Genomic DNA, 25,633 nt, shown 5'->3' on the forward strand with positions numbered 1-25,633 from the left:
TCATGCCGCTTGTTTGGAAGTTGGCGCGTGAACGCTTACGCAGTCTCGGCAAACAGCTCGCGGCCAATCAGCATGCGGCGGATTTCGCTCGTGCCCGCGCCGATTTCATACAGCTTCGCGTCGCGCCACAAACGCCCGACCGGATACTCGTTGATATAGCCGTTGCCGCCGAGAATCTGGATCGCTTCGCCCGCCATCCATGTCGCTTTTTCGGCCGTGTAGAGGATCACGCCCGCGCAATCCTTGCGGACCTGGCGCACGTGCGCGGTGCCGAGCGTGTCCAGTTGACGGCCAACCGCGTAGAGATACGCGCGGCACGCCTGCAGCGTGGTGTAGAGATCGGCAACCTTGCCCTGAATCAGCTGGAATTCGCCGATCGATTGACCGAACTGCTTGCGGTCGTGAATGTACGGCACGACCGCATCCATCACCGCGACCATGATGCCCGTGGGGCCGCCCGCGAGCACCGCACGCTCGTAGTCGAGGCCGCTCATCAGTACTTTCACGCCGCCGTTCAATTGCCCGAGAATGTTTTCCTCAGGCACTTCCACGTCCTGAAAGACGAGCTCGCCCGTGTGCGAGCCGCGCATGCCGAGCTTGTCGAGCTTTTGCGCAACCGAGAAACCCTTCATGCCTTTTTCAACGATAAACGCGGTAATGCCACGCGAATTCGCTTCGACATCGGTCTTCGCGTAGACGACCAGCGTATCGCAGTCCGGGCCGTTGGTGATCCACATTTTGGTGCCATTCAGCACATAGCGGTCGCCCTTCCTGTCGGCGCGCAGCTTCATGCTGACCACGTCAGAACCCGCATTAGGCTCGCTCATTGCAAGCGCGCCGACGTGTTCGCCCGACACGAGTTTCGGCAAGTACTTCTGTTTTTGCGCCTCGGTGCCGTTGCGATGAATCTGGTTCACGCATAGATTCGAATGCGCGCCGTATGAAAGACCGACCGAAGCGGACGCGCGCGAGATCTCCTCCATTGCGACCATGTGCGCGGTGTAGCCCATGTTGGCGCCGCCATATTCCTCCGAGACCGTCATGCCGAGCACGCCGAGATCGCCGAATTTGCGCCACAGGTCCATCGGGAACTGGTCCGTGCGATCGATCTCAGCCGCGCGCGGCGCGATTTCTTTCGCAGCGAATCCCGCGATGCTGTCACGCAGCATTTCGATTTCTTCGCCGAGCGGGAATTGCAATCCGGGCAGGTTGCTCATTGCGGTGTCTCCAGAGTTCATTGGCGGCCGGACAACGATGCCGGCGAATTCGATCGCGGCCACGCGGACGGCGGCCGGCTGCTGGGCCGCGTCTCTCGCCATACCTGAGGCGCGCGACGTTCAAGACGCATTTCACGCTAGATTTACGTAAGCGTCAATAGGTATTTCTGAGTCTCACTCAGAAACCCATCGGATCGGTTCATGGCCGCTGATGCTGTGATAGCATGGGCTCAATGTGGCGTTTTTAGCCGAACCCTTCCAGCAAATTGACTTCGACTCATATGACGGTTGCTCTCAAGGCCGAATTGCCCGCATCGCGCCGCCAGCCGGCCGGGCGCAAGTCGCAGCAGCGGGTCAAAGAGATTCTTCAGGCGGGCCGCGACGTGTTCTCCGAGAAGGGCTACGAGCGCGCCACGACCGCCGAGATCGCCCAACGCCTGGGCGTTTCCGAGGCAACCGTCTTCAGCTACTTTCGCGGCAAGCGCGAGTTGTGCGCGCGCGTTATCGGCGACTGGTACGACGAGATCATCGACGCAATCGAATCCGGACTGCCGCGCGACGGCACGGTGCGCCAGCAGTTCGCGTTTATCGTGCGGACGCATTTGCGGCTGATGCTCGTGAACGGCACCGACCTCTGCGCGCTGGTGTTGTCGGAAGGACGCGCGCGTCATCATGAGTTGAGCGAGGCGCTGACCGAGTTGCAGCGCCGCTATACCGCACCGCTAATGCGCGTCCTCGCTCAAGGTCAGGAAAGCGGCCAGATTCGCGCGGACATGCCTTTGCGCCTGTTGCGCTCCATGGTGTTCGGGCCAATGGAACATGTGTTGTGGGACGCGACGCTCGCGAACCGGCACACCGACATCGAAGCAACCGCGGATCAGTTGATCGACGTCCTGTGGGCCGCGTTGACACCGCCCGATCTCGCGGTGAATGCGTTGCAACAGTTCAGGGCGGAAGTGGCGGAAGCAAACCGCCGTTTCGAGGAAGCCACGTGTGAGGCCGCTGCGCGCAACGCCGATCCGGAAAGCGGCGAATAGCGTCTGGCGTTTCGGTTTCTGTTTCCCCTACTATTCGTAGTTCTCGCGAGTTCTGTCTGGTGGCGAAAAAGACGCTAATCTACCGGTCTCACGGTAGATAAAGCGCAGCCAAAAGGAGAACACCAGGTGGCAGATCTCAAGCCCGCGAAAGCCGCAAAATCTTCAACGAGCGCAAAGACTACGAAAGCTGCGAAGGCCGGCAACGTCAGGATCGGCATTGGAGGATGGACCTATGCGCCGTGGCGCGGCACCTTCTACCCTGAAGATCTCACGCAAAGCCGCGAACTCGAGTACGCGAGCCGGCATCTCAGTTCAATCGAAATCAACGGCACCTTTTACGGTTTGCAAAAGCCGGCGAGCTATGAAAAGTGGTATCAGGAAACGCCGGACGACTTCGTCTTTTCGTTGAAGGCGCCGCGCTACTCGACCAACCGCAAGGTACTCGCAGAGGCTGGCGAGACTATCGAACGTTTCTTCGCAAGCGGCGTGCTGCTTCTCAAACAGAAGCTCGGGCCCATCAACTGGCAATTCGCGCCGACCAAGAAGTTCGACAGAGAAGATTTCGAGGCCTTCCTCAAACTGCTGCCGGCGAGCATCGAAGGCATAAAGCTTAGGCATGCAATCGAAGTGCGCAACGACAGCTTCAAGACACCTGAATTCATCTCGCTTGCGCGTAAATATAAGGTCGCAGTCGTGCTGGCCGGCGACAGCGAGTACCCGCAGATCGCGGATATCACCGCGCCGTTCGTCTACGCCCGCATCATGGGTACAACCGATAAACAGGCGAAGGGCTACGCGACCAAAACCCTCGACGCATGGGTCGAACGTGCTCGGCAACTGGCTGCGGGCACGACGCCCGCCGATCTGGAAACGTGCGCCGAGCCGCCCGCAAAAGCGGTCCCACGCGATGTTTATCTGTACGTGATCAGCGGCTTCAAGGAACGCAATCCGGCCGCTGCAATGGCGTTGATCGAGCGGCTTTGAGCGGCGCCGTTTCGGCGGCGGCATGCGAGTGTCATAATCCCGGCAGCGAACCACACGCAACGACACTACATTCAAGGCCGCGAGGCCACCTCACATCGAAAGTCCGGGAGAATACCTTGAGCGCCATCGACAATCCTCTGCACGACCGGGAAGTCGGCTCGGCCGACGCCACGCAGGACACTACGCGCATTGACGACGTTCGCATCGGCGCGGTCCGCCCGCTGATTTCCCCTGCGCTATTGCAGGACGAATTGCCCGTGCCCGCCACCGTGCAATCGCTCGTGGAAAAGACACGCGCGGAAATCGCCGACGTCCTGCACGAACGCGACGACCGGCTGGTGATGATCGTCGGGCCCTGCTCGATCCACGACCATGACCAGGCGATCGAATACGCACACAAGCTGAAGGCTGCGGCCGATGCGTACAAAGACGACCTGCTGATCGTCATGCGCGTGTACTTCGAAAAGCCGCGCACTACAGTGGGCTGGAAGGGCTATATCAACGATCCGCGTCTGGACGGCAGTTTCCGTATAAACGAAGGCCTGCGTCGCGCGCGGCAATTGCTGCTCGACATCAACGGCCTGGGCTTACCTACCGCCACCGAATTCCTTGATCTGCTGAGTCCGCAATACATTGCCGATCTGATCGCGTGGGGCGCAATCGGTGCACGTACAACGGAAAGCCAGAGTCATCGTCAACTCGCTTCGGGGCTCAGTTGTCCGATCGGTTTCAAGAACGGCACAGACGGCGGTGTACAGATCGCCGCTGACGCGATCGTGGCCGCGCGCGCCAGCCACGCGTTCATGGGCATGACCAAGATGGGCATGGCGGCCATCTTCGAAACGCGCGGCAACGACGACGCCCATGTGATTCTGCGCGGCGGCAAGAAAGGACCGAACTACGACAGCGCGTCGGTCGCCGCGAGCTGTGCCGCACTCAAGTCAGCGGGTCTGCGCGAACAGGTGATGATCGACTGCTCGCACGCAAATTCGGGCAAATCGCATTTGCGTCAACTGGACGTGGTGCAGAACGTAGCGCAACAACTTTCAGCGCAGGAGCGCCGCATTATCGGCGTCATGCTTGAAAGTCATCTGGAAGAAGGCCGTCAGGATCTGAAGGCGGGAGAGCCGCTGCGTTACGGCGTGTCGATTACAGATGCTTGCGTAAGCTGGGCGCAAACCGAACCGGTGCTCGAGACACTTGCCGACGCGACACGCAAGCGCCGCGCGAGCTGATCGCGGACACGCGTGATAACTGCATGCAGCAAGCAGGCACACGCGCCGCGCCATCCGCCGATGGATTCGTCCTACCGGGGCTGGGCAGCGCGTGATTCCTCACACCCGAGGCATCGCTCGCGCCGCGCCATGACAGCGCATTGCGGATGCTCCGGCGTGAAGCGCGTTGCATTACGACGCGTTGACGGCTTCCTTGAACGCCTTGCCTGCGGTGAACTTCACCGTCTTGGCAGCAGCGATCTGGATCTCGGCGCCCGTCGACGGATTGCGGCCCACGCGTGCTGCGCGCGCGCCGGTCGAGAAAGAACCGAAACCGACCAGTTGCACCGTATCGCCACCAACAACGGCTTTGGTCACCGCTTCAACGATAGCGTCGATGGTTTGGCCGGTGGCCGCTTTGCTTTCGCCCGTTGCTGCGGCGACTGCATCAATCAGTTCCTGTTTGTTCATAGCACTTCCCGTATGGTAATCATGGAACCGGCGCTACATCTGTCGCGCCGGGACCGACACACTAACGCATAGGCGCGCTTTCGCGCAAACCCTGCGTGTAAGCCTTGTATCACCCGCCCACAGCCGATTTGACGAATTTGTGCGGCAAAGTGCCCTAAGAATCGCCTGCTTACGTGTATTGCCCGCTTGGCCGGCATCGGTCGCGTATCACAATCCGTTGCAATTTCAGTGCTTTAGCGCGACGCAAAAGGGTCGTGGACAAGTTTTTGCTTTGGCGGAGTACTCCATCGGCTACCGTGATTCGGGCAGCGCCGAGCGGGTTTTGAGTTTGCAATTGGGAGAAAGAAAAAAATGAATTTTCGCCATATAGCAACATGTGCACTCGTCGGCGCGCTCTTATGCACGACCGTCTCAGCCGAAGAAAACAGCTGCGCGACGTTGGCGGGAACGACGAATTCGACTTCGCTCCAGCCGTTCCGGGTGCGCGACGGCGAACCCGTCGACCTGATCAGCGGCGCAAAAACAGTGCACGGCAAGCTGCTTCTATTCGGCGAAAACGGCGTGTTTCGCGCTTACTGGCAAGCGGAAAACGGCGCCGAAAAATATGTGCTGGCGAATGCCGGCGACAATGCAGTGCGCCTCATATCCACTCCTCCGCAAGGTAATCCGGCCGCGCAAGGCGAACCGGGCACCACCCTCGGACCATTGCAAGTACTGTCCTGTCCCAAGCTTTGAAGGCCGCCTCAAGGTCAAAGTTACCCACAAGGAGCCCGAAGCGCCTGCCGCCTAAGGTCGCGCAGGTCTTAATTACCGGACCACGACGAATGCTGGACAACGCATCTGATGCATCCAGCGCACTCACGCGCACTCAAGGTCTGATCAGTATGTGCCGATATACCAGGCTGCGTATGCGGCGCAAACGTTAAGGGACAGGAATGGTTGGACTAGCCACTTTGAGGCAGGCATTTTCCGGGGCGGACACAGACCCCGATCTCGTGCGTTCGCAGCTCCAGGCGGTCGGCCGCCAGATTCCGCTTCTTTACTTCATCCTGTTCGTCAATACGCTGGCGGTCACGGTCACGCACGTGCACAGTGCGCCGGCATGGCTTTCGATCTATGCGCCGGGCGCGCTGTGCACGTTGTGCGTCGTGCGATGCATACGGTGGTGGCGCGCGCGGCATCGCGTGCTGACGCATGAAAAAGCCGTGCCCGAGGTACGCAAGCTCGTCTGGCTCTCGAGCTCATTCGGCATTGCCTTTACCACCTGGTCGCTGATGCTGCTGCCGTACGGCACTGCGTACGAGCAGGCGCAGGTTGCGTTCTACATGGCGACTACCGTGGTCGGCTGCGTGTTCTGCCTGATGCACTTGCGCGTGGCCGCCCTGCTGCTTCTGTCCATAGTGATCCTAAGTTTTTCGACGTTTCTCGTCTTCACGGGATCGCCGGTGTTCATCGCGATGGCGATCGACATGACGCTCGTCGGACTTGCACTCGCTTTCATCATCGAGCTGTATCACCGGACATTCTCCGGCGTCGTATATGCGCAGCGCGAATTGCAGGCGAGCCAGGAGAAAACTCAAAGGCTCAGCGACGAGAACTTTCGCCTTGCGAGCATCGACAGCCTGACCGACCTGCCCAACCGCCGCAGCTTCTTCGCTTCGCTGCGGGCGTTGTCCGAGCAGGCGCTTGCCACCGGCGACGGATTCAATGTCGGCCTCATCGATCTGGACGGCTTCAAGCAGGTCAACGATATCTACGGCCACGCAAGCGGCGACCTCGTGTTGCAGGAAGTCGGCTTGCGACTGCTCGCGCTGGCCGAGCCCGGCATCTTCTTCGCACGGCTTGGCGGCGACGAATTTGGCGTGCTGGCCCAACACACGCAGTCGAACGAAACGCTATTCGAACTGGGCCAGCGCATTTGCGACTCGCTGAGTCAACCGTATCGTGTGGCAGGCAATATTGCGGAACTGTCGGGCACGATCGGCTGGGCCGCGTTCCCGGATGCGGGCAAAACCGTTACCCAGGTATTCGAGCGCGCGGACGCGGCGCTTTATGTCGGCAAGGAAAGCCGGCGCGGCACGGCGGTGATCTTCTCGACCGAGCACGAAACACGCATCCGGCGTTCGAGCCTGGTTACGCAGGAGCTGCGTCACGCCGAACTGGAGTCGGAACTCTTTCTGGAGTTTCAACCGATTTCCGATGTCGTCACGATGCGAACCATCGGTCTCGAAGCACTGGGGCGGTGGCACAACCCAAGGCTCGGCGCGGTCAAACCGGAAGAGTTCATCCGGATCGCGGAACGAACCGAGATCATTCTGCGCATCACTGAGGTGCTGCTACACAAGGCGCTCGCCGAGGTGCCGCACTGGCCGAGCGAGCTCTATCTGTCGTTCAATCTCTCTGCAATCGACATTTCGACGTCCGCACGCGCGCGCCGCCTGATCGACATTGTCGCGGCAAGCGGCGTGCCGCCACATCGCGTTTCGTTCGAGATCACCGAAACTGCGCTCACTCGCGATTTCGAGCAAGCGCGCTCGGCCCTCACGATGATCAAGCAGGCCGGTTGCCGCGTTTCTCTCGACGACTTCGGCACCGGCTATTCGAGTCTCAGTTACGTGCACCGTCTGCCCTTCGATTCGATCAAGATCGACCGCAGTTTCATGACCGACGTGGATTCGAACAGCGCATCGAAGAAGATTGTCAAATCGGTGCTCGACCTGTGCAAGAACCTCGGACTCGAATGCGTGGTTGAAGGACTCGAAACGTCGTCACAGGCGGAAGTAGTCAAGGCACTGGGCGCTCGCGCAGTGCAAGGCTACCTGTTCAGCCGGCCCATGCGTTCGGGCGCGGTCTCGGGCTATTTGCAGGCAGCACGGGAGCAACGCCACGTGGAAGACGGGGCCGCGTAATCGCGACCGCCGCAAAAGAACGCCGCGCAGCACAGCTGCAGCGCAGCGCAACCCGAGCTAACGCAGCACGGTGTTGTACTCGAGTTTCGGATACCAGTCGCTGCCCCGACCGCCGGGCGTCATGTCGAGCACGGTCCAAAGAGGCATCACGTCGGGTGCGCCTCGCGGGTCCTGCCCGGGGTCGGCCGTCCACGGACCCATTTCCGCTGCCCAGAAGTGCCGTACCGTACCGCCGGACCGCGTGAATACGTTGAACGCGGGAACGTCGTCGCCATCCGGATCTTCGCCCGCATAATCGCGATTGAATGTATTGCCTGCCGACGAATACAACCGCAAATGACGCCAGCCTCGCTCTTTCGCGAAGGCGGCGAGCTTCTCCATCGGCGAGCGGCCGATCACCGCGAACGCGACACGTTGCAACATGTCGGGCATTTCGCCGTCGTAGGCGCTCAGAAGCGACGTACACATCGGGCAAGGCCGCTCGCGCCTGGGACCGAACATCCAGTTATATGTCACGAGCGTATCGTGCCTGCCGAACATGTCGGAAAGCGTAACGGGGCCGCTCTCCCCTTCAAAACGATAGTCTTCCGGTACGATGCCGCCCGGCGGCAACGCGCGACGCTGCGCGGCAACACGTTCGATATGACGGCGCAGTTCTATTTCTTCGGCGAGCAGATCGTTGCGCGCGCGGCGATATTCCGCGCTTTCGCCAGGAAAGCGCCGCGGCGAGTCCGCCAGTTCGCGGGCCGGCTTGAGGGCCGGTGCTGCTTCTTTCAATTCGGTCATGTGCGATCTCCCTGTCGAGGAAAAGGACCAATGGGGAGCGTGCGTTCAGCGCCCCGCCACCCAAATACACGACGATCGAAGCCACGGCGAATCGACAGCCGGCGAGAACATTTCCACATTGCATTTTCCGCACCGCCTTTGCGCGGGCCTTTGCGCACTGCAAAGCAAACCGTACAGGTTGTGACCGGCGCGACGCGGTATGCTGTCGCGAAACAGCAGCCACGTGGCCCCGCCCGCGCTGCGCCGCCAGGGGAGATGCAAAACATGCCGCTTCGTCTACCGCCGCTGCCAGCGCTTCGCTTTTTCGAAGCGGCCGGCAGGCATCAAAGTTTCAAGCTCGCCGCCGCGGAACTGAATGTCACGCCGAGTGCGGTCAGTCACGGAATCGTCGGTCTGGAGCAAACGCTAGGCGTTGAACTCTTCGTGCGCGAGCCTCGCGGCATTTCGCTCACTGCCAGCGGCGCGGACTATCTGTCATACGTTTCAGAAGCGTTTTCGCTGATCGCTATCGGCACGCAGCGTCTGCCGAACTACCGCGCGAACCGCCCCATCGCCCTGAGTTGCGCCCCGACCTTTGCGTCCCGCTGGTTGCTGCCGCGCCTGCAGAATTTCAGGGCGCGCTGGCCACACGTGAATGTGACGGTCGATACATCGCACCGCCAGGTCGGCTTTCCTGTGGACGGATTCGATTTCGCGGTCCGCATGAGCCGGGCGCCTGTCGCAGGCACGGCGTGGACTCGGCTCTTTGGAGAGCAACTCGTTCCTGTATGCAGCCCCGCCTATCTGGAGTCGCTTCGCGACGCGCACGGCACGCCGCTGTTGGGCAAGGCGACGTTGATTCACGTGAACGCCGCGAGCGAAGACTGGCAGACGTGGCTCGAAACCACCGGCATGGAAGGCGTCGATCCCAGCGACGGCTTGCATGTCGACACGATCCAGCTCGCCTTTGAAGCTGCAAGCATGGGGCTCGGCGTTGCGCTCGGCCGCAGGCCGTTGGTGGATCGCGACCTCGTAAGCGGCGCGCTGGTCGAGGCGGCTTCCAGTACGATCGCTTCGTCCACCGCCTACTGGCTCGTCAGCGCGGAGGACGCGCAACGTCGGCCGGAACTACTCGACTTCAGGCAATGGATGCTCGCAGAGGCCGGGCAGTCTTCGTGCGACTTAAGCGTTAGCGCGCACGCACCGCAATAGAGGCTATTGATACTCACCGGATCTCGCCGATCGGCGCGCCCACTCAATCGCACAGGTGAACGGCGCTCACCTGTCGTCAAAAACTTTTCTTTTGCTGCTTGCGACGCTCGCTGCGACCATTGTGTCGAAGGAGATCAGAACCATGTCGACCGCCAACAGCAAACACATCGCGCCCGCGTTCAATCACACGACATTCGTCATTCTCGCCGCCGCGCTCATTCTCAGCGCGGCAATGGGGATCCGGCAAACGTTCGGGCTATTCATAGGGCCGTTTTCTTTCGATCGAGGTTTGCCCGTCACGCTGATCGCGTTCGCAATTGCGCTTCACAATCTGGTGTGGGGCTTCGCGCAACCGTTCGCCGGCGCGGCAGCGGACCGCTATGGTTCCGCGCCGGTCGTCGCATTCGGCGCGACGACTTTCGCGGCGGGCCTCGGCCTTGCGGCCGTCGCGCCGAGCGGGCCGATGTTGATCGTCGGCATGGGCTTGCTGGTGGGCATTGGCGTGAGCTGCACCACGTTCGGCGTCGTGTTGCCGGCGGTCGGCCGGGTGGCATCGGCGGAAAAGCGCAGCATGGCGATGGGCCTGGTCAGCGCAGGAGGGTCCGCCGGGCAGGTACTGATGGTCCCGCTCGTTCAGGGGATCAGGCTCAACGCGGGCATTGCCACATCGCTATTCGTGCTGGCTTTCCTGATGCTGATGGTGGCTCCGCTCGGCATCGTACTGGACCGGCGTGCACGAACCGGAACACCGCTTGCTGAACCGCCGCTCGCGCCGCTACGCAGCGTGCTTGCTCAAGCTGCGCAGCATCGCGGATACCGGTTGCTCACACTCGGGTTCTTTACCTGTGGATTTCAGCTCGCGTTCATCGCCACGCATTTGCCCGGCTATCTGTCGCTATGCCACATGCCCATCGGACTCGGCGCGACCGCCCTTGCATTAATCGGCCTGTTCAACATGATCGGCAGTTGGGCTTGCGGCTGGTTAGGCGGCCGGTTCCGGCAGCATTACGTGCTTGGCTGGCTCTACCTGATTCGCAGCGTGACGATCGGCGCATTCTTTCTGCTACCGAAAAGTGCGCTGACCGTAGTCATATTTGCGGCCGTCATGGGTCTCACCTGGCTCGGCACTGTTCCGCTGACGAGCGGCCTCGTTGCGAAAGTATTCGGTACACGCCATCTCGGGAGCCTGTTCGGCCTTTGCTTTCTGAGCCATCAGATCGGATCGTTCCTCGGCGCGTGGCTGGGCGGCGTGGTCTTCGACCTGACAGGCTCGTACTCGCTGCTGTGGCAAGCGACCGTAGCAAGCGGTCTTGTCGCCGCACTGCTGCACTTTCCGATCGACGACACTGCGCTGCACACGCCCGCACTGCGTTCAGAACCGGCGAGCGCATGAGCACTGCATAAGCAGTTCGAGGTCTATTTCTGCGGTGAATTCTGCGGTGACTCGGAAGCGGCTTTCGGCACGCGCCCCATCAGGTAGAACTCGTCGTTGGGGCGCATTGAAATGACATTGGCCATGCGGTTCGACAAGCCGAAAAACGCTGTAATCGCGGCAATGTCCCAGATGTCTTCGTCCGTGAATCCGTGTTCTCGCAACGTCTGGAAGTCGGCATCGTCGACGCTGCCCGATTCGCGGCATACCTTCAACGCGAAGTCGAGCATGGCTTTCTGCCGCGCGGGAATGTCCGCCTTGCGGTGGTTCACGGCAACCTGATCCGCGAGCAGCGGCGCCTTTTCGTAAATGCGCAGAATCGCGCCGTGTGCAACCACACAATAGAGGCAATCGTTCACCGCGCTGGTGGCGACCACGATCATCTCGCGTTCGCCTTTGGTGAGCCCGCCCTCTTTCAGCATCAATGCGTCGTGATACGCAAAGAACGCACGAAACTCATCGGGCCGATGCGCAAGCGTCAGAAATACATTGGGCACGAACCCGGCTTTTTGCTGTACTTCGAGAATGCGTGCGCTGATGTCGTCGGGCCATTCGCTCGGATCGGGCACCGGGTAGCGGCTGATTGGCTGAAGATTGGCCATGCTATGTCTCCGTTATAGTGCTTTATGTCATGACGATTGTAGCGCTCGCGCGCATTAGCATGGGCGCAGCGCGAGCAGCCCGTTTCGCATAACCGCGCCCACGCTCTTCCAGAAGTAGCTGCAATCCGGTATTTTCCATCGATTCATATTCGATGAGCGCGCGGATTCATGGACCGTCTTGAAGCAATGTCGATTCTGGTAGCCGCGGCTGAGACCGGCAGTTTCTCCGCGGCGAGCCGCAAGCTGCGTATGCCGCTGCCCACCGTCAGCCGCAAAGTCGCTGAGCTGGAGGCGCATCTGAACGCGCGTCTCCTTGTACGCTCCACACGCAAGCTCACGCTGACCGAAGCGGGCGTAGCGTACCTCGCCGCGTGCAAGCAGATTCTCGAGCAGGTCAGCGAAGCAGAAAGCGCCGCAGCGGGCGAGTACAGCACGCCGCGCGGCGAACTCGTCGTGACGGCGCCCATCGTATTTGGGCGGCTGCATATGCTGCCCATCGTCAGTGATTTTCTCGCGACGTTTGCGGAGATAACAGTGCGGCTCGTGCTCGCCGACCGCAACCTGCATCTGCTGGACGACCATATCGACGTTGCGCTGCGCATCGGCAAGCTTCCTGACAGCAGCATGGTCGCGACGCAGGTCGGCACGGTGACCCGCGTGGCTTGCGCGAGTCCGCACTACCTCGCGCAGGCGGGCGAGCCTGAGACACCCGCCGATCTGATGCGCTTTTCGTGCGTGAATTTCGATTCGCTCCCTTCGGGCGACGTGTGGGACTTCGCCACGAGCAGCGGCCCGCACGAGGCCGTTCCGATTCACGCGCGGCTCTCGGTGAATACAGCGGAGGCGGCCATCGACGCCGCCATTGCCGGTGTCGGTGTGACCAACGTGCTGTCGTATCAGGCGGCGCGAGCCGTCGACGAAGGCAAGCTGAAACTGGTGCTGCGCAGCTTCGAACCGGAACCCATACCCGTGAGCATCATGCATGCGGGGCAAGGCAAATTGCCGCTGAAAACGCGCAGTTTCATTGATTTCGCGGTGCCGCGTTTGCGCGCGGCTTTGGCGCGAGACAAGGACATGCTGAGCGCGAAAGCCGTGCCGCGCAGCAGGCAGAAACGCGCATCGCGAACCTGATCAGCGCTCAGCTTCAGGTTCGAAAGCAACGCATCTATCGCGTAGACTTCACTTCACAACGCGGACCACGACGAACCTTCCCGCTGTTGCCAGGGAGCCGCCATGTCAAACGTTTTGCACGACGCACAGCAAACCGTTGTCAGGGTTCGCCCGGACGAGGCGATCACAACAAGCCAGCGCTTGCCGTACTTTGTCGGCATTTCTCGAGGCACGGCTGGGGCAGCGGGTTTGTCGATGTACATGGTCGTCGTGCCGCCCGGCGGCCATGCGGAACCGCATTGTCACGCCGACTATGAAACGGCGATTTACATGCTCGAAGGACGAGTCGAAACACGCTACGGTCCCGGTTTGCGCGAGTCGGTCATTACCGAAGCCGGCGATTTCCTTTTTATTCCTTCGGGCATGCCGCATCAGCCGTTCAATCTTGACGACACAGTCGCAGCAAGAGCGATAGTCGCCCGCAATCAGCCGGACGAGCACGAATCTGTCGTGCCGTATGACCCTGCCGGAGACGCATAGCGCGCCGCTTCTACCAGACGCATGACCGCGTGGCATCGGAGCCATGCAATGCGCGACGGGCCACACGCCGGCCCCATTGCGAAGGGTCGCGCGGAAATGCCGCGATATCGCGAAGCGAACGCTTGCGGTGCGGACTTACTGGCTCGCGGCCGATGCACCGCCCATGGGTGCCGCCGTGCCGCTGCTCATGGCCGCCGGCCCGCCTGTGCCCGCGGTTCCGGCCGTATCGTTCGAGCCCGAGCGCTTGCACCCCACGGTGCCGCCTGCCAGCGCCGCGATCAACACGGCGGTCATTACCTTTCTCAGCACTGGTTCCATCATCCTCTCCTCACGAGTCGGGCGCGTCGCACGTTTCATCGTCGGCAAAAAGCGATCCGCATGCGAACGCGACACGGTGATAAAACGCGACCGTTTGCTGCCCTGGTACAACTTGCAATCACATGTAAAAAACGGGCAGCGTTCAAGTGCCATGCGCGTCGCCGCATCCATTGGTTTCACTGCACGACTGCCCGCGCATGCTCGCACAGGCCGTCACATTGCTTAGGAGTTCGCAGTTCAGGGAAGAGACGGCCGCGCATATCAGTCACACATGCATGACTTGCGCCCGTTGTGAGAAGTTGAAGACGCCGTTTCAGGACGCACGAAACGCATTCCTCAACAGGATCGGCATTCACGCATAGCGCGCGAGGAACATATCGGCCGTTGAGTCCGCGATTGCCTGCTGTTCGGCTTAGGAGTTCGCAGTTCAGGGACGAGACGGCCACGCATATCAGTCACACATGCATGACTTGCGCCCGTTGTGAGAAGTTGAAGACGCTGTTTCAGGACGCACCAAACGCATTCCTCAACAGGATCGGCATTCACGCATAGCGCGCGAGGAACATATCGGCCGTTGAGTCCGCGATTGCCCGCTGTTCGGCACTGTCAAGCGGCGGCTGCCCCATCGTCACCTGCGGCCAGAAAGCGAATGCCTTCACGAGACCCTGCAGTTGATGCGCGGCAAACACGGGATCTGAAATCCGCAGACGTTTGTCGGCGGCTGCCGCGCGGATCCACATAGTCAGGTCTTCCTCGCGCTCGCCGAGGCGCGCCACCATATCGCGCGCGCGTTCCGGAGAATGGATGCCGGCGGCAATAGCCACGCGCGCCAGCGCCACGAAGGCCTCGTCGTTCATCAGCCTGAGCTTGCGCATCAACAGTTCGATCAGTTGCTCGCGCAGAGGCGCTGCCGCCCGATAAGCGAACGCCTCACCCGAATGGCTCGCGTCCCACAGCTGCCGCAATATCTCCGCGAAGAGCGCTTCCTTGCTGGGGAAATGGTTGTAGACGGTCCGCTTCGAGACGTTTGCGCGCGCGGCGATGCGATCCATGCTGGTCGCGTCGAAGCCAGCCGCGAGGAATTCTTCGATAGCCGCGGAAACCACGGCGACGCGCTTGCGGTCGGTCAGGCGTTGATGAGTGAGGCTCGGGTCCATCCGGAAATTTTACACCGAGTGGTTTACTTTTCGAGATTATAAATTACACTACCCAGTCTACTTTCCACGTCAGGACGTCACACATGACAGCGCTCATCGATTCGATCGGCCGTGTACTCGGTTTTACCGCTGCGAAGCGCGGGCGCGAGCTTTCCGGGTTGTCGCCGCAGCACGACGGCGAGCGTTTTCGCAACGTCAAGCCGCGTCCCGTCGAAGGATTCGGCAAAACCTTGCGCATTGCGTGGAATGTGCTGCTCAACAAGCCGCAGGGAACCGTTCCGGCCGGCGCACTGCCTGTCGACACGTTGACGCGGGAGCAACTCGATGCAGCGCCCGACCGCAGCCTGTACCGGCTCGGTCATTCAACGGTGCTGCTAAAGTTGCGCGGCCGATTCTGGCTGACCGATCCGGTGTTCGCCGAACGTGCATCGCCGTTCCAGCGTCTCGGCCCGAAGCGTTTCCATGCGCCGCCCATCGCGCTTGCCGATTTGCCGCCGCTTGCCGGCGTGATTCTTTCGCACGATCACTACGATCACCTGGATCGGGAAACGGTGCGCGCGCTGGCCGCTACGACGAAGGTGTTCGTCACGCCGCTCGGCGTGGGCGACCGGCTGATCGACTGGGGCATTGACGCGAGCAAGGTGCGCCAGCTCGACTGGTGGCAAAGCGTTGAAATTGACGGCATCGCATTCACGGCGACGCCGGCCCAGCATTTCTCGGGACGCAGCCTGTTCGACGGCAACAGCACGCTGTGGGCGTCGTGGGTCATCGTCGACGAAGATCTGCGCGTGTTTTTCAGCGGCGACACCGGCTACTTCGACGGCTTCAGGACCATCGGCGAACGCCTGGGCCCCTTCAACGTGACGCTCGTCGAAACGGGCGCGTACGACGCGCAATGGCCTTACGTCCACATGCAGCCCGAAGACACCGTACAGGCGCATATCGACCTGCGCGGCCAGTTGCTTGTGCCGATTCATAACGGCACATTCGATCTGGCGATGCACAAATGGTACGAGCCATTCGAACGGGTGCTCGGGCTTGCCGCCGCGCGTGGCATCGCGCTTTCGACGCCGCGCATGGGCCAGCGGTTAGATCTCGCCGCGCCGCATCGAGGCGAGCGTTGGTGGCGCAATGTCGTTGAGCCGGTTAAGGCGCCGCAGCCATCGCAGGGCTTTCTCGCGCGTTCATTCGCACGCCTGTTCTCATGCAACCGCGCGGGCCGGGCGAACTCCTGAGGCAGCGTACGGAGGTCCCTTCAACGGACTTCCGCAGCCTCTTCAGAAGGTATGCTGGATGCCCACGCCATACGTGCTGCCTGAAGGATTGGCCGTGAGCTTGTCGTACGAATACACCGTGTACACGTAGGTGCGTTTAGAAAGAATATATTCGTAGGCGAGACTTCCCGTGTTGCGCACATCGCTGCGGTCTCTCGGCGCGCTGTGTTTGGTGCGCGCCCACTCGGCGAGAATCACGTTGGACGGCGTGAGCGGAACGGAAACACCCAGTTCATAAGTATGCGAGCCGGTTTCGACGTTGTTGTTGCTGGTCATTTGCGCGGCGCCGTAGACCTTCATGAACTTCGCGTCGTACGCGGCGCCGGCGAGATAAAGATACTGTCCCGTTGACGGCGCGACCGCCGCCGTCCGCACGCGCTGCGCAGAAAACACCGCAGTCAGCGGTCCATTCGCATACGTCAAATGCAGGCCGACGTTGTCGCGCCCCTGATGGCCCGTCGTGCTGCTCACGCTATAAATCGCCGTGCCCGTCAATCCGCCGTAATTCGGCGATACGTACTCGATTGCGTTTTGCCAGACGGTGTCGCCGATCACCGTATTGTTGTAGCTCGCCGTATACGACTGCACGATCAATGGCGAGAAGACCACGGAAGAGCCGAACGGGTTAACGAATTGCTGGTTGATGTACGTTGGGTTCGTTTGCTCGCCGAACTTGAACGTACCGTATGCGCCGGTGAGTCCAACGTAGGCGTTGCGCGAAAAGAGCCCGTCGGTCGTATTGCGTCCCATCTGCCCGGTGTTCGGCCGGAAAAAACTTTCGAGGCTGAAGATCACCGCGTTACCGCCGCCTATATCTTCACGGCCGCGGATGCCCCAGAACGACGTGGTCATTCCGCCACCGCCCATTTGCACCGTGCTTGCGCGGGCCGTACTGACTTTCGCGCTGTCGATATACATGCCGATCAAGCCGTACATCTGAACCGACGAAGTCGATAACGACGCAGCGCCCGCCGCCGCTTGCGAAGAATCGGCGTTCGCTGTGCCGCTCACTAACGCGAGCAGCGCCGATGCAATGCATGTTGCTTTAAAGCGTGCCCCGTGGCGCATGCCGTTTATTTTTGTGCACATGGATTATGTCTCCTGACCAGTTTGTATTTTTTGAGCGCAAGCTGCCCCTGCTGCGTGCGCGTAGGCGCACGCAACCAGAACGATCTCTATTGTTTTGCAGCGGCTAGGTGGTCAAAGCATGCGGTCAATCCGCCCGTCGACGCGACATGCCTGCATTCAGCTTCGAACGGTCGAGTTCGTGCTCCCACGCGGACACGACGAGCGTCGCAACGCCATTACCGATCGTGTTTGCAATCGCGAGACCTGTACCCATGAAACGGTGAATGCCGAGAATCAGCACCATGCCGGACACCGGAATGAGCGGGAAAACCAGCAGCGTGGAAGTGAGCATCACGAACGCGGCACCGGCCACACCACTTGCCCCTTTCGACGTCAGCATCGCTACGCCCACGAGCGTCAGTTGTTGCGTCAAGCTGAGTTCGATGTTGAACGCCTGGGCAATGAATAGCACAGCCATCGTCAGGTAGATGTTCGTGCCGTCGAGATTGAACGAATAGCCCGCCGGAATCACGAGTCCAACGACCGACTTCGAGCAGCCGAGGCGCTCGAGTTTTTCGAGCATTTGCGGAAGCGCGGCCTCAGAAGAACTCGTGCCGAGCACGATCAGAATCTCTTCGCGGATATAGCTCATGAAACGAAAAATGCTGAAACCGAGCAGCCGCGAAATTGCACCCAGCACCACGATCACAAATACGGCGAGCGTCGCATAGAACGCGCCGATCAGCTTCAGCAGCGGCACCACCGCGCCGATTCCGTAGGTGCCGATCGTGAACGCAATGGAGCCGAATGCGCCGATTGCCGCCACCTTCATGATGATGTGAACGATGCCGAAAAACGTATGGGCAAAGTAATCGATCATTGCAATCAGCGGGCGCCCGCGCTCTCCGGTCGCTGCAAGCGCCGCGCCGAACAGCACTGAGATCAGCAGGATCTGCAGCACGTTGCCCGACGCGAAGGCACCTGTAACGGTGTCGGGAATGATGTGCATCAGAAACTCGACTGTATTCTGCTGATGTGCAGCAGTCGTGTAACCGGCCAGAGCTTTTGTGTCGATGGTGGCCGGATCCAGATTAAAACCACTGCCCGGGTGAAAGATGTGCCCTGCTACAAGACCTATCACGAGCGAGAGCGTCGACACGATCTCGAAGTACAGCAGCGCCTTGCCGCCGACTCGCCCCACCTTCTTCATGTCGCCCATTCCGGCAATGCCGGTCACCACAGTACAGAAGATGATTGGGCCAATGACCATCTTGATGAGCTTGATGAACGCGTCGCCGAGCGGCTTCATCTTCACGGCGAGCGACGGCGCGAAATGCCCGAGCAGCACGCCGATAATGATCGCGGCAAACACGTGGAAATACAGCGTTCTGTAAAACGGCTTCTTCGCGCCCGGCGCGGACGAGGTCATGACGGCACTCTCGCTCATGAAGCCGCTCCGAATCGGCAAACCCGGGAATCAGTTCTAGTCATCTTCGTCTCCATCGAAATTGATGAGCGGAAAGTCGATAAATGTCGCCTTCCGCATGCCTGCCGTCTCACGCGGCAGTTCAGGACATGATTGCGGCTGCAACTACACGTCGAAGCCGTAAAGCCGCGCGGGATTTGTCACCAGCAGTTTTTCACGCAATGCCTCGTCCGGGCAGAAGCGTAATAGCAGATCGACCAGTTCGCCGTCGTTCGGCATGTCCTTGCTGATGTTCGGATGAGGCCAGTCCGTGCCCCACAGCACACGGTCCGGCGCGGCTTCGATCAGCGTTCGGGCGAACGGAATCGCATCGTCGAAAGGCCGGCGGCCTGCAGACACACGCTCCGAACCGCAGACCTTGACCCATGCGAGCGGATTGCGCATCAGTTCGAGCAGTTGCCGGAACGGCTGTTGATCGAGGCCTGCTTCGGCGCGCACGCGACCCATGTGGTCGATCACGAACGGCACCTTGATACGCTCGATCCGCTCGGCGTACTGCAGGATATCCTGCGCATCCAGATGCAGCACGACATGCCAGCCCAGCCGCTCGATCCGCTGCAGTACCCGGTCGAACACGTCGAGATCCGGCGCGCCGCCAAGGTGCGCGACGAAGTTGAAGCGCACGCCCCGCACGCCGCGTGCGTCGAGGTCGGCGAGTTGTGCGTCGGTCACATCGCCGTCGACTATCGCGACACCGCGATAACGGCCGTTGCCACGCGCTATCGCATCGAGCATCGCGGTGTTGTCGGTGCCGTGACAGCTCGCCTGCACGATCACACCGCGGCTCAGGCCGAGAAAATCATGCAACGCGACCAATTGATCGAAAGGCGCGTCGGGCGGCGTGTAGCTGCGATCGGGCGCATACGGAAAAACTTCGGCGGGACCGAACACATGGCAATGCGCGTCGCAGGCGTTGGCCGGCAATTGCTGTGCGGGCCGGACAGGATGGGGATCGGGCGGCAAACAGGATTTCATGGAAGCGTCGTCTCTATCTGGGTGGCCGCGCGGCGCGGCTCTCTATGTAAGCTGGCAGGAACTTGGCAAGTGAGCTGGCAAATGAGCTGCCAGGTAAGCTGAAGTAAGCCGATTGTCGCGGGGAGCGTCGCTCGATACAATCGCTATACCAAACTAGCTGATATGTGAATTTCACATACCTCCCGCCATGGACCTCAAGCAGCTGGAAGCGTTTGTGCATGTGGCCGAACTCGGCAGCTTTACCCGCGCCGCCATTACGCTCGACACCAACCAGCCTGCGCTGAGCAGGCTCGTGCGACAGCTCGAAGTGGAATTGCGCCATACGCTGCTCGAGCGAAATGGCCGCGGCGTCGCGCTCACGCCCGCAGGTCAGCGAATGCTCGCTCATTCGAAAGGGATCCTTTCGCAGGTCCAGCGCGCGTCGCAAGATCTGGACGAGTTGCGCGGTACCGTCGGCGGGCATTTTTGCATTGGCATTACGCCGAGCTTCGCGAAAGTGGCGACCAACGAACTGGTGCGCAGCTTTCGCACGTCGTTTCCCGGCGCGACCATTTCGGTTGCAGAAGGTCTGTCGACCTATCTGATTGAATGGCTGATGATGGGTCGTGTCGACGTCGCAGTTCTTTACGACACGTTCGATACACCGCTGATCGACAAACGCACCGTATTCACCGAAGAACTCTTTCTGATCGGTGCTGATAACAGCGAAGCGCAAGCCGAATCCGCACGCGAGCCGGTAGATGCAATCGCGTTGCGCGATATTCCGCGTTATCCGCTGGTGATTCCCGGGCGCATGCACGCAATCCGGCGCATGCTCGAATCAGTCGCTGCCGAGCAAGGGGTAAGGCTCAACATTGAGCTGGAGGTAGATGCGGTGTCGTCGATTCTGGATCTTGTCAGCGAAGGCATCGGCTACGCAGTGCTGCCGCTCAACGCAACCGTGAGCGACGCGCTCAAACGGCGCTTTAGCGTCACACGGATTACCGAGCCGACTTTATTCAGTCGCCTTGCTATTGCGACGAGCAGTAAGCATACGTTGTCGCAACTGGCGGTTCAGGCGATTGCAATGCTCGAAGAGCGGGCATTGCCCCTCTACAGTGCGGTGCGCAGCAGGTAAGAAATGAGGGACGTCTTCGCCATAGCGCTTGCAGTACTTTAAATCGCTAATCCGTAATTACCACGGCAACGGCTTTTGCGTGGGTCAATTCGAATGTACTGAGCCGGCCCGCGCGAACGTCGAGTACCAGGCGCTCGAGAAATTCCACTTCACGTTGGCGTTGCACGTCGTCGCTGGTTGCGGCCGCAATCTTGTCGAGGCACATGCGCCGGCGCGCCAGCAGGAAATTCACGGCACTAGTACGCCGCATAAAGAACTGCTCCATCTTCGTGTGATCAGCGCATTGCTTGTTCTGGAAAGCGACCATAGCACGCGCATACGAAGCAAAAGAGCGGCGCAAAGAAGTCGAAAGGAACACCGCTCGGACGTCCTTTTTTGCTCTCGTCCCTCCCAATCAACGTTCGAAAATTTAAGCGCCGCTTTAACTGCAATTGCCTTCTGTTCGCGGCCGCAAACGCCAACATCGCGCCAATCCAGCCGTAGCGACGGAATTGCCCGGAGCGCATCTGGCAGCGCGCGACGCTTGCCGCTTTGCTATTGTCAGCCGCCAATACGATACTAGTAGCCTGTTCGTATTCCGCCTTCGAGGAACTGCTAATGACTGCCCTGCTCACTCGCAAACTCGCTTCGAAATTCGCCAACCTTGCGCTCGCCCACCTCACGCGCGAATATCCGAACAAACTCACGCATTCGCTTGCCGGTCCCGAAGACGTCAAGAGCCCTCGTGCATTGCATCCGATCTTTTATGGCAGCTATGACTGGCATTCGTGCGTGCACGGCTACTGGCTGGTTCTTCATTTAATAGAGCGCTTTCCGGACCTGCCGGAAGCAGCACGTATCGTCGCTGTGGTCGACGAGCACTTCACCACGGCAAACGTGGCCGGCGAGCGCGCTTATCTGGACTTGCCGCACAACCTTGGCTTCGAGCGGCCGTATGGCTGGGCATGGCTGCTCGCGCTCAGCGCGCAGTTACATTCGTTGAAGCTGTCGGATGCTGCGCGGTGGGCGAAAACGTTCGCGCCGCTGACCGAAGTTTTCGTCGAACGCTTCCAGACGTTCCTTCCCAAGGCCACCTATCCGTTGCGCGTCGGCACGCACTTCAACATGGCATTTGCGCTTGCACTCACGCTGGATTTCGCGCGGCAAACGTCACACAGCCAGCTCGAAGCGCTGATCGTCAGTACCGCGGAGCGCTGGTTTTTGCACGACGTGGGTTGCCAGGCATGGGAGCCCGCGGGCGACGAGTTTCTGTCCCCTTCGCTGATGGAAGCCGAGTTGATGCGGCGTGTGTTGCCGCCCGCTCAGTTCGTCGACTGGTTCGGCCGCTTTCTTCCCGATCTGGGTGCGAAAAAGCCCGCGACGCTGTTTGAACCGGTTACCGTCACTGATCGCACCGACGGCAAGATTGCGCACCTCGACGGCCTCAATCTGAGCCGTGCATGGTGTCAACGCTCGCTGGCCCGCGCGCTACCGGCGCAAGACATACGGCGCGCAGTGCTGTTCGATTCGGCCGAGCGGCATTTGCAAAGCGCGCTGCCTCACGTGGCGGGAGATTACATGGGCGAGCATTGGCTGGGCACGTTCGCTACGCTCGCACTGGAAGCGTGAGTTGGGTGCAGGCCGGCTATGTCCGGCCTGCAAAACAGATCTGCGTGGGACGACGGATCAACTCACAAATCGGGCGACAAATCGCGCGCCTCAAGTCGGGCCTCTCGTAGAGCCCGCGAATCCGCCGCCACCTGCATCACTGTGTCGACAGCTTCTTCGGCTTCGCCGGCGCCTGGACCTTGTTGTACTGGAATTCCGGCGTTGCCTTCAAGGCTGCCTTCGTCGCGCCGGCCAGATAAAAATTGCCCGAGCGAATGTCGAGTGCTGCGATAGGCACCGCTACGTCATGCGACGCAACGCCAAGGAAACCGCCCGCAGCGACGATTGCTGCTGAAAGCGAGCCGTCCGGTGCGACCACCAGATCGCGGATCGAGCCGATCTTCTCGTTCTGGTCGTTGTACACAGCCTTGCCAAGAATGCTCTTCTTCACGCTCCAGCCGTTCAGCAGCGCATTGGACTGCTCGACGGTGACACTCAGGGGTTGCGTGCCGGCGACTTGCGCCTGCGCGCCAAAGCTCGTTGCAGCTACCGCGACAGCCACCAGAAGTTTGCCCAAGGTCATTCTATTTACTCCCTTTTTAGAAGATCTGACCGGCGCATAATCGCGCCGAACGAAACGCTGCGAAAGCATCATACCGGCTGCGACGCGCGGCTGCATGCTCGGTGACACAGGGGCGGAGCGCGCTGCATACACAGGGCGGTAAAATCGCATCGGGCGATAACGCGCTGTTTCCGAGGTGGTGAGTTTGACTGAGCTTGAACAGGGTTTCATCTTGACGCGGCATTGGCGGGACACACCCGCCGGCACCGAAGTCGATTTCTGGCTGGCAACGGACGGCGGGCCTCGCCACATCCGTCTGCGGCATCAAACATCGGTTGCATTCATTCCCGCTGAACAGCGCGAGCGCGCCGAAACCATTCTGCGTCGCGAAGCACCGCTCGATCTGCGTTCACTGGAACTGCGCGACTTTCATCATCGGCCCGTGATGGGACTGTATTGTCCGCAATATCGTCAGTTGACCGCCTTTGAAAAGCGCCTGAAGCAAGGCGGCGTCGACGTCTATGAAGCCGACATCTTTCCGCCCGAGCGCTACATGATGGAGCGTTTCATCACCGCGCCGGTCATGTTCAGCGGTGATCATGCACGCGACGGCGCGCTCGTGAATGGCGAGTTGAAACCGGCAGCGGACTATCGTCCTTCATTGAAACTCGTGTCGCTCGATATTGAAACGAGCGTCCACGCCGAACTCTATTCGATTGCACTCGAAGGTTGCGGGCAGCGTCAGGTGTATATGCTCGGGCCGCCGAACGGCGACGCGAGTGAACTCGACTTCGACCTCGAATACTGCGAAACGCGCGCACAGTTGCTCGAAAAGTTGAATACGTGGATGGAGCGGCACGATCCCGATGCGATCATCGGGTGGAATCTCGTGCAGTTCGATTTGCGTGTACTCCAGCAGCATGCCGAACAATACCGCGTGCCGCTTCGGCTTGGACGTGGCGGCGCCGCGATGGAATGGCGCGAACACGGCCTCAAGCAGAACCACTATTTCGCGGGTGCAGCCGGGCGGCTAATCATCGACGGCATAGAGGCGTTACGCTCCGCGACGTGGAGCTTCCCGTCGTTTAGTCTCGAACACGTTTCGCGCGCCGTGCTCGGCGAAGGCAAAGCTATCGACAATCCTTATCAGCGCATGGATGAGATCCAGCGCCGCTTCGACGAGGACAAGCCGGCGCTCGCCCGGTACAACCTGAAGGATTGCGAGCTCGTTACGCGCATTTTCGCCAAAACAGAACTGCTGCCGTTTCTGCTGGAACGCGCCACCGTAACCGGCCTGCCTGCCGATCGCAGCGGCGGTTCGGTTGCGGCGTTCACGCATTTGTATATGCCGCGAATGCACCGGCAAGGCTATGTCGCACCTAATCTCGGCGACGTGGCGGGCGCCGCGAGTCCCGGCGGATTCGTCATGGACTCGCGCCCTGGACTTTACGATTCAGTGCTGGTGCTCGATTACAAGAGCCTGTACCCGTCGATCATTCGTACGTTTCTGATCGACCCGGTCGGACTGGTAGAAGGCATGCTGAATCCCGCCGACGATCAATCGGTGCCGGGCTTTCTCGGCGCCCGCTTCTCTCGCACGCGCCATTGCCTGCCGTCGATTGTGAGCCAGGTCTGGCAAGGCCGCGAGACAGCTAAGCGCGAGCAGAACAAGCCGCTCTCGCAAGCGCTGAAGATCATCATGAATGCGTTTTACGGCGTGCTCGGTTCGACAGGTTGCCGGTTTTTCGACCCGCGGCTTGCGTCGTCGATCACGATGCGCGGTCACGAGATCATGCACCGCACGCGCGAGCTGATTCAGGCCGAAGGTTATGAAGTCATTTACGGCGATACGGATTCGACCTTTGTCTGGCTCAAGCACGCGCACGGCGAAGAAGAAGCGAGCCGCATTGGACGAACGCTTGTCGACCATATCAACGCATGGTGGCGGCAGGATCTGCAACAGCGTTTCGGGCTGGAGAGCGCACTCGAACTGCAGTTCGAGCGGCATTACCGGCGGTTCTTCATGCCGACCATTCGGGGCGCCGAAGAAGGCAGCAAGAAGCGCTATGCGGGGCTTACTGTTTTGCCGGACGGCAGCGAAGAGATCGTCTACAAAGGACTCGAAACGGTGCGAACGGACTGGACTCCGCTCGCGCAACAATTTCAGCAGGAGCTCTATCGGCGCATCTTCACACAGCAGCCTTATCAGGACTACGTGCGCGACTATGTGCGCGATACGCTCGCAGGCAAGCTCGACGATCAGCTCGTCTATCGCAAGCGCCTGCGCAGGCCGCTTGGCGACTATGAGCGCAACGTGCCGCCTCACGTGCGCGCAGCGCGCGTCGCCGACGAATTCAACCGCCGGCAAGGACGCCCGCTGCAATATCAGAACGGCGGCTGGATCAGCTACGTCATGACGATCGCCGGACCCGAGCCGCTCGAAACGCTACGCTCGGCCATCGACTACGAGCACTATCTGACGCGTCAATTGCAACCCGTTGCAGACGCAATCTTGCCGCTGCTGCGCGACGACTTTACGCGGCTGACGTCCGGGCAGAAACAGTTGTTCTGACGGGGTGCCAGCAGCGTAAAGTCG

24 protein-coding genes are annotated in these 25,633 nt (G+C 60.5%); 14 read left to right on the forward strand and 10 right to left on the reverse strand.

Going from position 1 to position 25,633, the window contains the following annotated elements; genetic code table 11:
• Nucleotides 1-35: 35 nt before the first annotated feature.
• A complete protein-coding gene (locus H281_RS0107000) occupies nucleotides 36-1,217 on the reverse strand; it encodes an isovaleryl-CoA dehydrogenase (protein ID WP_027804361.1) in 1,182 nt (393 codons plus the stop codon).
• Between the two features lie 281 nt (nucleotides 1,218-1,498).
• On the opposite strand from H281_RS0107000, the gene H281_RS0107005 reads away from it, so the two are divergent.
• From H281_RS0107005 to H281_RS0107015, 3 genes are all read left to right on the forward strand, one after another.
• Nucleotides 1,499-2,254, forward strand: coding sequence for a TetR/AcrR family transcriptional regulator (locus tag H281_RS0107005; protein WP_020066374.1), 756 nt, complete (start codon nucleotides 1,499-1,501; stop codon nucleotides 2,252-2,254).
• 126 nt (nucleotides 2,255-2,380) lie between these two features.
• Nucleotides 2,381-3,238: a DUF72 domain-containing protein gene (locus H281_RS0107010; RefSeq protein WP_020066375.1), complete on the forward strand. Its 858-nt coding sequence runs from the start codon at nucleotides 2,381-2,383 to the stop codon at nucleotides 3,236-3,238.
• Nucleotides 3,239-3,354: 116 nt separating this feature from the next.
• A complete protein-coding gene (locus tag H281_RS0107015; RefSeq protein WP_020066376.1) occupies nucleotides 3,355-4,473 on the forward strand; it encodes a 3-deoxy-7-phosphoheptulonate synthase in 1,119 nt (372 codons plus the stop codon).
• 171 nt (nucleotides 4,474-4,644) lie between these two features.
• Here H281_RS0107015 and H281_RS0107020 read toward each other — a convergent pair whose 3' ends face one another.
• Nucleotides 4,645-4,923, reverse strand: coding sequence for an HU family DNA-binding protein (locus H281_RS0107020; RefSeq protein ID WP_006049832.1), 279 nt, complete (start codon nucleotides 4,921-4,923; stop codon nucleotides 4,645-4,647).
• A 351-nt stretch (nucleotides 4,924-5,274) separates the two neighbouring features.
• On the opposite strand from H281_RS0107020, the gene H281_RS0107025 reads away from it, so the two are divergent.
• A complete protein-coding gene (locus H281_RS0107025) occupies nucleotides 5,275-5,658 on the forward strand; it encodes a hypothetical protein (RefSeq protein WP_020066377.1) in 384 nt (127 codons plus the stop codon).
• A gap of 200 nt (nucleotides 5,659-5,858) precedes the next feature.
• The gene (locus H281_RS0107030; protein WP_027804362.1) at nucleotides 5,859-7,832 is read left to right on the forward strand and encodes a putative bifunctional diguanylate cyclase/phosphodiesterase; all 1,974 of its coding nucleotides are present in this window, start codon (nucleotides 5,859-5,861) and stop codon (nucleotides 7,830-7,832) included.
• Nucleotides 7,833-7,889: 57 nt separating this feature from the next.
• On the opposite strand, the gene H281_RS0107035 is transcribed toward H281_RS0107030, so the two are convergent.
• The gene (locus tag H281_RS0107035; protein WP_020066379.1) at nucleotides 7,890-8,618 is read right to left on the reverse strand and encodes a DUF899 family protein; all 729 of its coding nucleotides are present in this window, start codon (nucleotides 8,616-8,618) and stop codon (nucleotides 7,890-7,892) included.
• A gap of 264 nt (nucleotides 8,619-8,882) precedes the next feature.
• Between H281_RS0107035 and H281_RS0107040 the strand changes: the two genes are divergently transcribed.
• Nucleotides 8,883-9,809 carry a LysR substrate-binding domain-containing protein gene (locus H281_RS0107040; protein WP_020066380.1) on the forward strand — a complete coding sequence of 309 codons (927 nt, stop codon included), beginning with the start codon at nucleotides 8,883-8,885 and terminating at the stop codon, nucleotides 9,807-9,809.
• 142 nt (nucleotides 9,810-9,951) lie between these two features.
• A complete protein-coding gene (locus H281_RS0107045) occupies nucleotides 9,952-11,202 on the forward strand; it encodes an MFS transporter (protein ID WP_027804363.1) in 1,251 nt (416 codons plus the stop codon).
• A 23-nt stretch (nucleotides 11,203-11,225) separates the two neighbouring features.
• Here H281_RS0107045 and H281_RS0107050 read toward each other — a convergent pair whose 3' ends face one another.
• Complete coding sequence (locus tag H281_RS0107050; RefSeq protein WP_020066382.1) at nucleotides 11,226-11,843, reverse strand: peroxidase-related enzyme; 618 nt, start codon at nucleotides 11,841-11,843, stop codon at nucleotides 11,226-11,228.
• 168 nt (nucleotides 11,844-12,011) lie between these two features.
• Between H281_RS0107050 and H281_RS0107055 the strand changes: the two genes are divergently transcribed.
• The 3 genes from H281_RS0107055 (at nucleotide 12,012) to H281_RS36750 (ending at nucleotide 14,037) form a co-directional block, all read left to right on the forward strand.
• Nucleotides 12,012-12,974 (forward strand): LysR family transcriptional regulator, encoded by a 963-nt coding sequence (locus H281_RS0107055; RefSeq protein ID WP_020066383.1) that lies wholly within the window; start codon nucleotides 12,012-12,014, stop codon nucleotides 12,972-12,974.
• Nucleotides 12,975-13,076: 102 nt separating this feature from the next.
• Nucleotides 13,077-13,493 (forward strand): cupin domain-containing protein, encoded by a 417-nt coding sequence (locus H281_RS0107060; protein WP_020066384.1) that lies wholly within the window; start codon nucleotides 13,077-13,079, stop codon nucleotides 13,491-13,493.
• 163 nt (nucleotides 13,494-13,656) lie between these two features.
• A complete protein-coding gene (locus tag H281_RS36750) occupies nucleotides 13,657-14,037 on the forward strand; it encodes a hypothetical protein (protein ID WP_164701835.1) in 381 nt (126 codons plus the stop codon).
• Between the two features lie 316 nt (nucleotides 14,038-14,353).
• Here H281_RS36750 and H281_RS0107070 read toward each other — a convergent pair whose 3' ends face one another.
• Nucleotides 14,354-14,968 (reverse strand): TetR/AcrR family transcriptional regulator, encoded by a 615-nt coding sequence (locus tag H281_RS0107070; RefSeq protein ID WP_020066386.1) that lies wholly within the window; start codon nucleotides 14,966-14,968, stop codon nucleotides 14,354-14,356.
• Between the two features lie 83 nt (nucleotides 14,969-15,051).
• Here H281_RS0107070 and H281_RS0107075 point away from each other — a divergent pair, with 83 nt between their 5' ends.
• Nucleotides 15,052-16,203 carry an MBL fold metallo-hydrolase gene (locus tag H281_RS0107075; RefSeq protein WP_020066387.1) on the forward strand — a complete coding sequence of 384 codons (1,152 nt, stop codon included), beginning with the start codon at nucleotides 15,052-15,054 and terminating at the stop codon, nucleotides 16,201-16,203.
• Between the two features lie 42 nt (nucleotides 16,204-16,245).
• On the opposite strand, the gene H281_RS0107080 is transcribed toward H281_RS0107075, so the two are convergent.
• The 3 genes from H281_RS0107080 to H281_RS0107090 all read right to left on the reverse strand — a co-directional run bounded on the left by H281_RS0107080 (nucleotide 16,246) and on the right by H281_RS0107090 (nucleotide 19,771).
• Nucleotides 16,246-17,331 (reverse strand): porin, encoded by a 1,086-nt coding sequence (locus tag H281_RS0107080; RefSeq protein ID WP_033379450.1) that lies wholly within the window; start codon nucleotides 17,329-17,331, stop codon nucleotides 16,246-16,248.
• A 124-nt stretch (nucleotides 17,332-17,455) separates the two neighbouring features.
• Nucleotides 17,456-18,757: a dicarboxylate/amino acid:cation symporter gene (locus H281_RS0107085; protein ID WP_020066389.1), complete on the reverse strand. Its 1,302-nt coding sequence runs from the start codon at nucleotides 18,755-18,757 to the stop codon at nucleotides 17,456-17,458.
• Nucleotides 18,758-18,901: 144 nt separating this feature from the next.
• Nucleotides 18,902-19,771 carry an amidohydrolase family protein gene (locus H281_RS0107090; RefSeq protein ID WP_027804365.1) on the reverse strand — a complete coding sequence of 290 codons (870 nt, stop codon included), beginning with the start codon at nucleotides 19,769-19,771 and terminating at the stop codon, nucleotides 18,902-18,904.
• Nucleotides 19,772-19,958: 187 nt separating this feature from the next.
• Here H281_RS0107090 and H281_RS0107095 point away from each other — a divergent pair, with 187 nt between their 5' ends.
• The gene (locus H281_RS0107095) at nucleotides 19,959-20,888 is read left to right on the forward strand and encodes a LysR family transcriptional regulator (RefSeq protein WP_020066391.1); all 930 of its coding nucleotides are present in this window, start codon (nucleotides 19,959-19,961) and stop codon (nucleotides 20,886-20,888) included.
• Nucleotides 20,889-20,934: 46 nt separating this feature from the next.
• Here H281_RS0107095 and H281_RS0107100 read toward each other — a convergent pair whose 3' ends face one another.
• Nucleotides 20,935-21,138: a hypothetical protein gene (locus tag H281_RS0107100; protein WP_027804366.1), complete on the reverse strand. Its 204-nt coding sequence runs from the start codon at nucleotides 21,136-21,138 to the stop codon at nucleotides 20,935-20,937.
• Between the two features lie 347 nt (nucleotides 21,139-21,485).
• Here H281_RS0107100 and H281_RS0107105 point away from each other — a divergent pair, with 347 nt between their 5' ends.
• The gene (locus H281_RS0107105) at nucleotides 21,486-22,496 is read left to right on the forward strand and encodes a DUF2891 domain-containing protein (RefSeq protein WP_020066393.1); all 1,011 of its coding nucleotides are present in this window, start codon (nucleotides 21,486-21,488) and stop codon (nucleotides 22,494-22,496) included.
• Nucleotides 22,497-22,632: 136 nt separating this feature from the next.
• Here H281_RS0107105 and H281_RS0107110 read toward each other — a convergent pair whose 3' ends face one another.
• Nucleotides 22,633-23,058 (reverse strand): PRC-barrel domain-containing protein, encoded by a 426-nt coding sequence (locus H281_RS0107110; RefSeq protein WP_020066394.1) that lies wholly within the window; start codon nucleotides 23,056-23,058, stop codon nucleotides 22,633-22,635.
• A 184-nt stretch (nucleotides 23,059-23,242) separates the two neighbouring features.
• Here H281_RS0107110 and H281_RS0107115 point away from each other — a divergent pair, with 184 nt between their 5' ends.
• Entirely contained in the window at nucleotides 23,243-25,609 is a 2,367-nt protein-coding gene (locus H281_RS0107115; RefSeq protein ID WP_027804367.1) for a DNA polymerase II, read from the forward strand.
• The last annotated feature ends 24 nt before the right edge of the window (nucleotides 25,610-25,633 follow it).

The sequence above is a fragment of the Paraburkholderia caledonica genome, from assembly GCF_000383275.1.
Lineage (GTDB): Bacteria > Pseudomonadota > Gammaproteobacteria > Burkholderiales > Burkholderiaceae > Paraburkholderia > Paraburkholderia caledonica.